Source organism: Pseudorhodobacter aquimaris (genome assembly GCF_001202025.1).
In the GTDB taxonomy this organism is placed as follows: Bacteria; Pseudomonadota; Alphaproteobacteria; order Rhodobacterales; family Rhodobacteraceae; genus Pseudorhodobacter; species Pseudorhodobacter aquimaris.
The window spans coordinates 1-8,924 of sequence record NZ_LGHS01000054.1 but is presented as its reverse complement, the minus strand read 5'-3'; the positions used below and the strand labels follow the sequence as shown (position 1 = coordinate 8,924).

At 57.7% G+C, this 8,924-nt stretch carries 7 protein-coding genes; 5 read left to right on the top strand and 2 right to left on the bottom strand.

Going from position 1 to position 8,924, the window contains the following annotated elements:
* The first annotated feature begins 37 nt into the window (after positions 1-37).
* The 4 genes from AKU94_RS10160 (at position 38) to AKU94_RS10145 (ending at position 4,220) form a co-directional block, all read left to right on the top strand.
* Positions 38-925, top strand: a complete 888-nt coding sequence (locus AKU94_RS10160) for a tyrosine-type recombinase/integrase (protein WP_050525858.1) — start codon at positions 38-40, stop codon at positions 923-925.
* A 12-nt stretch (positions 926-937) separates the two neighbouring features.
* The gene (locus tag AKU94_RS10155) at positions 938-2,137 is read left to right on the top strand and encodes an IS91 family transposase (protein WP_050525857.1); all 1,200 of its coding nucleotides are present in this window, start codon (positions 938-940) and stop codon (positions 2,135-2,137) included.
* A gap of 534 nt (positions 2,138-2,671) precedes the next feature.
* Entirely contained in the window at positions 2,672-3,202 is a 531-nt protein-coding gene (locus AKU94_RS10150; protein ID WP_157056507.1) for a hypothetical protein, read from the top strand.
* Position 3,203: 1 nt separating this feature from the next.
* Positions 3,204-4,220 (top strand): hypothetical protein, encoded by a 1,017-nt coding sequence (locus AKU94_RS10145; RefSeq protein WP_050527180.1) that lies wholly within the window; start codon positions 3,204-3,206, stop codon positions 4,218-4,220.
* Positions 4,221-4,387: 167 nt separating this feature from the next.
* Here the strand turns inward: AKU94_RS10145 and AKU94_RS10140 are convergent, their stop codons facing one another.
* Positions 4,388-7,033, bottom strand: a complete 2,646-nt coding sequence (locus tag AKU94_RS10140; protein ID WP_050527179.1) for a TrlF family AAA-like ATPase — start codon at positions 7,031-7,033, stop codon at positions 4,388-4,390.
* A gap of 240 nt (positions 7,034-7,273) precedes the next feature.
* Positions 7,274-8,266 (bottom strand): helix-turn-helix transcriptional regulator, encoded by a 993-nt coding sequence (locus AKU94_RS10135; protein ID WP_050527178.1) that lies wholly within the window; start codon positions 8,264-8,266, stop codon positions 7,274-7,276.
* A gap of 178 nt (positions 8,267-8,444) precedes the next feature.
* On the opposite strand from AKU94_RS10135, the gene AKU94_RS10130 reads away from it, so the two are divergent.
* Positions 8,445-8,648: a hypothetical protein gene (locus tag AKU94_RS10130; RefSeq protein ID WP_157056506.1), complete on the top strand. Its 204-nt coding sequence runs from the start codon at positions 8,445-8,447 to the stop codon at positions 8,646-8,648.
* The last annotated feature ends 276 nt before the right edge of the window (positions 8,649-8,924 follow it).

The window sequence follows — 8,924 nt, the reverse complement described above, 5'->3', positions numbered from 1 at the left end:
GATTGAGGCCTTCTCAATCATCAGACAGGAGGTTCCCATGACAGAGGAGAAAGTAACCCCGCTGCGCCAGCGGATGATCGAAGACATGCGCATCCGTGGGATGGGCGACAAGGCGCAAAAGTCCCACATCCGGGCGATCAAGGACTTCGCGTCCTTTCTGGGGCGATCACCCGACACCGCGACGCCGGAGGACCTGCGCGCATATCAGCTCCACATGACAGATACAGGGATCACGCCCTCGACCTTCAACACGCGCATTGTGGCGCTGCGGTTCTTTTTCGGCATGACCTGCGGGCGCGAAGAGATGAAGCGCTACATGCAATTCCGAACCGAGCCGCGCAAGCTGCCTGTGGTTTTCAGCGTCGAGGAGGTGTCCGACATCCTGATGGCGGCACCCGGGCCAGGGTTGAAGTATCGTGCAGCTCTCAGCATTTCCTATGGTGCCGGTCTCAGGGCTGCCGAGGTCTGCAACCTCAAGGTCGGCGATATCGACAGTGATCGGATGCTGATCCATGTCGAACTGGGCAAAGGCCAGAAGGATCGCAAGGTCATGCTGTCACCCGGCTTGCTGGAGTTGCTACGGGCCTGGTGGCGCGAGGCGCGTCCCGAAGGCTGGCTGTTCCCGGGCAAGCCGAAGATCAACCCGATCTCACCGCGCCAACTGAACCGCGCCTTCACCTCGGCCAAGCACATGGCCGGGGTCAAGAAGCCCGCCACCTTGCACACGTTGCGGCACAGCTTCGCCACGCACCTGCTGGAAGCCAACACCGACGTGCGGGTGATCCAGGTGCTTCTCGGCCATGCCAAGCTGACGACCACCGCACGATACACCCATGTGGCCACCAAGACGATCCGCGATACCGTCAGCCCCTACGAGATGCTGGCCAGATTACAGGACCAGACCGTGAAGCGAAGCCTGGAGTGACCGGGCTCTGGGGTGACCCGGTCGAAGCTGGAAATCGCTGACATCTTCCGCGCCCATGGTCCTGCATGGCGAAAGGCCAACGCAGGGCATGTCAGCATCTCGCAGCTTAAGGTGATGTCCGCGATCGAGGCCTGCCGGACCGAGGCGCTCGGCGGCCATGTGGCCGGCTGTGCCAAGTGCGGCCACCATCACATCGCCTACAACTCGTGCAAGAACCGGCACTGTCCCAAGTGCCAGGGTCCGGCCGCGCGGGACTGGATGGCGGCGCGCGCTGAAGACCTGCTGCCCGTGGAGTATTTCCACGTCGTCTTCACCCTGCCGGCCGAGATCGCGCAGATCGCCTATTGGAACAAGCGGGCGGTCTACGGTCTCCTGTTCCGGGCATCTGCGAAAGCGATCATGACCATCGCGGCCGACCCCAAGCGCATGGGCGCTCGGGTGGGTATGACCAGCGTCCTTCATACCTGGGGATCAGCGCTGACACATCATCCCCACATCCACATGATCGTGCCCGGTGGCGGCCTATCGCCGGATGGCACCAGCTGGGTTGCCTGCCGCCCCGGGTTCTTTCTGCATGTGCGGGCTCTGTCGCGACTGTTTCGTCGCCTGTTTCTGGAAGGGCTGATGGCGCTGCACCGGGCTGGTCAGCTGGCCTTCTTCGGCGATCTGGGCGAACTGGCCGACGCGGACACCTTCACGGCGTGGCTCGCCCCGTTCCGCAAATCCGAATGGGTGGTCTATGCCAAGCCACCTTTCGGAGGACCCGAGGCCGTGCTGGCCTATCTGAGCCGATACACCCACAGGGTCGCGATCTCGAACGCCCGCCTGGTCAGCGCCGATGCCGATACTGTGGCCTTCCGCTGGAAGGATTACCGCATCAAGTCCGGCGATCGCCAAAAGGTCATGCGGTTGGCCACGCCGGAGTTCATTCGTCGTTTCCTGATCCATGTCCTGCCTGACGGGTTACACCGCATCAGGCACTACGGCCTGCTGGCCAGTTCGACCCGCAAGGCAAACATCACGAAGATCCGCACATTGCTCTGCGTCCAGCGCCCCGAACAGACCCCTGCGTCAGAACCCGACGCCGAGATCGTCTCACTCACCCTGCGCGAACCATGCCCCTGTTGCGGCGGCCCCATGCGCATCGTCGAAATCTTCCGGCGCGGGCAAAAGCCGTCATCACGAGCACCGCCAAGGGAGCAGGCCGCATGACAAATCGCCTGTCACTCGTCACGGAAATCCACCAGCTGCAATCCGCAGACTTGGTCCTAACAGCCTGTGCTTGTTCACTTCCAGCGTCGCACGAAGCGGCAATGACACCGAAACAAACAGCTTTGTCGGCATCCTTAGCCGTGCATGCGAGCGTATCGGGCACCATACGCACCTTCAGCCGCACCCCTGATGCAACGGTTGCCCTAACCGACTGTACACTTTCCCCATAGACGGGTCCAAGATCCCCACGGCTTCCACCTTGGGAGGTTTTCCAACGCGGGTCGTGGTCTCGCCAGTGCGCAACGTGCCGCCGCGACCCGCATCAGAAAACCTTCACCATTGCTGCCGGTCGTGCCTGGTTGAGCATCGTGCATTGCATCCCCAGACCGGTCGTTCATTAGTCCCCTCGCGTTGGCCCTATCCCGTGTCGGTGCTCGTCTACCACATGGTGGTTGTATCTGGCTCCCCAAGACCAGTTCTTGACCACTTCATCACCATGATCGCATCATGGTCAAAATTTGATTGGGGGATGCCTTGTACTACAGCAAAATTGAGCTGGGAACTGTCGAGTTCGTTTTCGACGCCGACATTAAATACAAGACCCACCGCAGGTCGGTGAACCGGTTTGTCACGAAGGTCACCACAAAATTCGATGCAAGGCCACACCGGGCCATAGAGGTCGAGGGGGCCGTTTTCGGCGTGGAGACCGTCTTCCTTGACCCGGTTGGTATGGAGCCGGGGAGCATCCAGTTCATCCTGAAGGTGTTTGCTCTCTGCGGGACGATGGGCACAATTGTCACCGGCGTGGCGAACTATTCCAAGGCCAAGGAGCAAGTGCCAATAATCCTGAACGACATTGCTGAAATTGCAAAGACGCTGACGCAAAATGCGCCTCTCCATGGGCCACCGTCGCGGGTTATCTATCCCTCAAAGACCTTAATCCGGCCTCGGTCAACGGTGGAGCTCCTTGCTGAGCTTGAGGCGCACTTCAAAACCCACGGGCGCGTTGGTACTGCGAAAGCCAAGCTATTGCCGCCCCGCAAGCCGATGATTCGGGGGGACTGAGATGGTCAAATTCATCGCGGGCGTTCTGGAGCAGCTGGACGTCGCTCTGGAGCACATCTCGAAGGGAGACGTTCACAACGCCCGCTTCAGCCTGATGATGACAGACAACGCCCTTGAACTGACCCTTCATCGCTTCGCTGGAGACAAACTTGGTGAGCTGAAGGCCTGGGATCGAAAATGGGACGCCTATCCGCACAAGGATGAGCTACTGGCGGCGCAGGGCCAGCACTTCGATCGGAAGGTAAAGTTCGCCCACACCGAGGGGATGATCTCGACTGAAGACAAGGCGACGATAATTAGCCTCCACGGGTTCCGCAACCAGCTTCACCACGCTGGCCTGCAACACGAGCAGGTTCTGCCTAGCCTGTCTGCATTCTACCTGGATGTGGTGTGTCGGATCCTCGCCGATTATCGCGTCAGGCACTGGTCATATGGATCAGGAATCAGCGTCCCGGACCGGGCTCGAAAATACATCTCGACCTCGTCAAAGACCGGCAGGCTCATGCCGAACGGTGAGGATTTCAATCGGGGGTGTAGCGATATCCGAGCTCGCCTAGGATTTGACCACTTCCCCATGATCGCCTCGATTGCCGATTATCTCGAGGATATCATCGAGATGTTCGACTACTGCGTGCAGACGGCTGCTGATGGACCATACAACGGTTCTAGGGTAAGTCGCGATCAGGCGATCATCGGCGCCCAGGCTTGGAGGGCGATCTTCTCGGATGAAGGCCGAGCGTTCATCAAAAAGAATGTCAGGCCGACGAACGTGAATAATATGGCGGACTTGGAAAAATGGATGGAGGATCACTTCCCCATGAAGGTCCGCGCCGATCCTGTTGCGTCGTGGAAGTCTAGGGCTAAGAAGATCCGCTCCGGTAGAAATCCGCATTCAGCACTGTCTAGCTACCTAAACTTCATGAAGGAAACCGAACTACTTCGCGGCATTATGCAAGAGACGGCGGGCCAAGTTGAAGCTGAGATTGATCGGATCATAGACGAACGGCGCGGGCGCTGATCACAGATCCTCAGCCCGGTCGACAGGCTTGTGCATGATCCACCATCTGGCGACAAGATGACACTGGGTCACGATGTCGAGGTTGCAGAGGACACTGCCTCCAGCAGGCTCCTTCGTCGCGCCCTCCCCGGCCTTAAGGACTGCAACCGATTCACCTACCGCCATCGTCAAACGGCACGTGCCTTCCAGATTTGATAGATTGCCTTGCGCCGTTCAAAGGCTTCCGGGCCACCTTCCATGATCGAGATAACGCTCGCCTGACATGCCTTGTCGTCAATATTACCCACCGATATGACGATTTCATTATCGCTCGCGCTGCACGTGGTGATGGACTCCGCATCGCCGAGCACCGGGAAGTTGGCATTATGGGTTGCGAAGACGAATTGCTGGTTCGGCTTGAGCTTGCGAAGTAGCTTCACCACCTCTTCATAGACGGTCTGGCTGTCGAGATCATCTTCTGGCTGGTCGATGAGCAAGAGATCGTTCCCTTCTTGACTCAGTAGGAAAAGCATCATGGCAGAAGCGCGCTGGCCGAGAGAATGTGATGACAGTGCCTTGCCGTGGTATGTAACAGAGTAGCTGTTTGGTACCTGATAGCCCGTAAGTGCGTATAGGTTTGCCGTGAAGAGCATCTTGAAATCTACGGACTTTGACTTCGCGTGAGTGGAAGCCCTGTCGAGGTCTTTAAAAATCTCGCCAAAATCTGTATACGCAGCAGCGAGGGCATCATAATATTCTTTCCGGAGATTATTGCCGCGAAGCAGCCCATCAATGTGGTTCTTGAATGCGCTGCGGTCCCCTTTGAACTCCGCCTCTACCCTGAGCGATCCTTGCGATTCATTGATGATCTTCAACGCCGCCGCGATGAGCTTAAACTCATCATGCCAGGCATCATTCAGCGAACTTATGGCGGTCAGAACCGCATCAAGCTTTGATTTTTCTTTTCCGGTGCGCTTGGCAAGTTCGTCGATCTGCGTCTCAAGTTCCTGCTTGCGCTGCGTGAGCTTAATGTAGGCATCCGGCTGGACCGAGGTAACGCCTTGTTCTTCGAGCGCCTTGACCAGATCCCGCTCGGTCTTCGCAAATTCCTCCTTTAGGCCATCGCGAACGCCTTCAAGCTCCTGGCGCAGCGCATCCAGATCGCCAGATTTGGATTTGATCGTGGCAGCAAGTGACCTGGCCGTTGCAACGGTTCCTTTCAGTTCCTGCACCTTGGCCGCATAACGAGCGAAGAATTCAGCGTTGTGATCGGAATCTTGGTTCTCGATGAGCTTGAAATTTTCCTCGGCCTGGGTTGCCGCATCATCAATTGTCTTGTGCCAGCCTTGCGCCGTCTCATCAATGCCCTCGCAGTAGGTCAGGTCCTCGCTATAAGCCAGTTGCTTTTCAAGCTTGTCCTTGATGCCGTACCTGTCGAAATGCTCAAGATTGAACTCCACATTCTTGAGTTCATCCTCCAGCGCCTGCTTGTTCTCTGCGTCGCTGCGTACCGAATTGAAACTTTCTATCGCCGCCTTCAGATCGCCCGATCGCACTTCGATTTCTTGCCGGACAGCTTTCAAGCTATCGCCCATGAGCTTTTCGACAAGGTCGTGGCCAAAGCCTTTTCCTGCCGCCGAGAGGTCCTTCTGCCCAAAATATAGCGGCTTGGCGATGATGGTTTCGTTAACAGAGACGCCGGGACGCAGCGTGCCATCGACATAGACATTCGGCGATTGTCCCCAGATCCGGCTTACCTCAAAACGCCCGCCATGCCGGTCGGTCGCCTCGACAATCACCTTGCCGCCGCTTTTGAGGACATGGGGCAGGAGTCTGTCCTTGTACTCCTTGTCCTGTGCCTTTTCGCCGAAGGGGATATTGAGCGCATAACGCACGCTCTCCAGGACGGAGGATTTGCCGCTGCCCTGGATTCCAATTAAGCAATTCAAGTGCGGAGAGAAGGTGACGCGCTTACCATCCAGCAACCCTCCTTCAAAGCGAATTGCATTGATATGAGAATGGCCAACCGGCGGGACCTCTGCCGAGACGCGGAAATTATGATCAGTCAATGCGAATTTAACGGCATCAAAACCAAGATCGCCAAGCTTGAGATAGGCCTTCTGTCCCTTGCCGATGTCCCCAATTGCTTTTGCGTCAGAACCCTCGACCTCTGCCGGATAATGCTCGCGCCACCAGCCCTTGACCTTGGTGCGACATACGGCATCGGGTTTGTCGTGCGTACGCACTTTCTGGAAACCAATCGCGTATTTTTGGATCAGGGGCTCTGCAGCAAGCTCCGCCATCCGCCCTCCGCCGATTTCCTTCCACAGGCCGCTATTGGCCTCGACATGGGCAAAAATGATAAAGAAATCGCGATTGTAGCCTTCCAGCTTCTTTAGCGTCTCAACTAGATCATCGTTGCTGCGGCCGTTTTCCTGCTCGTATTGCGCGGGGACCCTGCCAGAAAAGGCAACGCCAAGGAACTGGTTTATGTAGTCCTGACCATCGGTCAGCCAGGCATCGGAGAATACGACCAGCGTATGTACTCCGTTCGCGCCATCCTTGACCGATAGCTCCACTCCGGGCAGCACGCCGATCCCCGACTTGCGCGCCCGCCTGCGCAGGGCCTTGAACTCGTCGAAGTCGAATTTGTTATGGTTGGTAATGACGGCGAGCCGCGTTCCGGCGGCTTCGAGCGCATCAATATAACTGCCGACGAAGCGATCCTCCTCGCCGTCATAGCGAAATTCCTTATCGGCCCGCGTGTGCAGGTGAAAGTCTGCCCTCACCCACTGCGCCCCATGTTCAAAGAGTTCTTGAAGTGCCTCGCTCAATACCTACGCCCCTGTAAAAAATCTGTTCATGTCACTGATTAGACCATGCCCGGTAGGTGTATGCCAAGCTGCATCGCGCATGCACATTCCCCCCTCGACCTGCGGGTCAAATCGTTCTAACTCTTCGCCGCGGCTGAACGTCAGATATCGAAAATGATGCAGCGGCTGCACCGTTCTGCGCAAGTCCGGTTTTCGCCCTTCGCGTATGAAGTGCCAAGATAGAAGAGATCACATCAGCCATCATGGCAATACATCCACATTACCTCGCCGCACCCTTTCAAGAATGACACGCAGCTCAGGCGGTTCCAACACTTCGACCGCCCTGCCCCAGGAGACCAAGTGCCAGGCCATCTCGACCCAGCCGCTCGCGCTGAATTCAACCAGCAGACTGCCGTCCGGCGTTTCAGTCATCACCTGGTTTGGATGGAACCGGAAGTCACGCGCCACAGGCGCCGCGCTGGGCGCAAAGCGCCAACGAACGGGCCCGTGCTCGGCCTCAGAGAAGAACGAACCAAAAGACTGAGCGCAGTGGGCGTTGATGCAGAAGTCCGGATCGCGGACAAAGCCCTGCCCCGTCACAGCCATGTCACTGATACGGTCAAACCGATACTGACGAATTCTCCTCTCTGGCGTCGTGTCGCGCGCCACAAGGTAATGCCGGGTGCCAAGGATGACGCCGTAGGGTTCCACTACCCGCTCGCGGGGTGCATCATCGCGGGCGCTCCTGTAAGTCATGCGGATCGACATCGGCGCGATGAAAGCCTCAAACAATAACTTCAGATAATGTGGTGACGCCTGACTAGCTGGCCCGGGACGGCACGCGAACCCATTCGCCTCCAACATGACCTCGGAACTGACTTCGGCCGAACGCGCTTGCGGCTGCGATGCGGACGCAAGAAGCCGGTCGCGCATCTCGGTAAGAGATTTGACCTCGTTTGCAGCCCCATCCCGCTCGGCTCTGCGGATCGCCAGATCCAGCGCGGCAATTTCACTGTCGCGAAACCCACGGTGGCGGATGTAATCGACATCGCGCAGGGACCACCAACGGCGGCGCTCGCCATCCGTGACAACATCAATCCTGGGAAACACGTCCTCCAGCGCCCGTGCCATGCGTCGCGCCGTCCGCTCATTGACGGCGAACTCTTCCATGATGTCGCGCAAGGTGACGCCGCGGTAGCGCGCTTTGGCCATTTCGGCCAGCCGGAACAGGTCCTGCGCCTTGGCGAATGACATGGTGAATATTCTCTCTCTGATTGTGCGAGGGGTAAGCAACTTACCCCATAGGGAGATTAAAACTCTCTTACGTCAATGAGAATCAAAAATCACGTTGTTTCAGTGATTTCGCCGATCAGCAACGACGCCAAAAGCTTAACATCCGCTGCCAGGCTCTGCTCGATCTGGCTGGCGGTCCTTGAAGGAGGATTTGAGTATGGGCCTGCCACAACGTGTTTTTTATCCTGTTCATGAAACCGCTGCACGCTGGGGGTGCACGGTTTCTGACATCGCGGGCTGGGCGGCGATGGGGATGCTCAAGTTTGTTACGGGCATTCCGCCCATCGCCTGTGACGAAGTGCGCATCGCTGGGCTGGTGCAGATCGAACACGCAAATATCTAGCCGATGTTCCGACGCGGCAGGACTGGTCCGCAAGATGCGCAATTGCGGCGCGTGCGGCAACTCGGGGGGGAAGATTGGCTTTATATCACTGCCCCTGAGGAGGGCGTGCCAGTCTCGATCGGCGATCTGATGATCCTCGGCCAGGAAGTGCAGCGTTTTGAGGATACCAACAATCTCTTCGGTCGTGTCGCCGAAGGCGCTGGGCTTGGCGACGATGGAGACTACGATTGGCCCGGGATGAGCGTTGAGATCACGCGCCGGGTGTTCGAAGAGGGC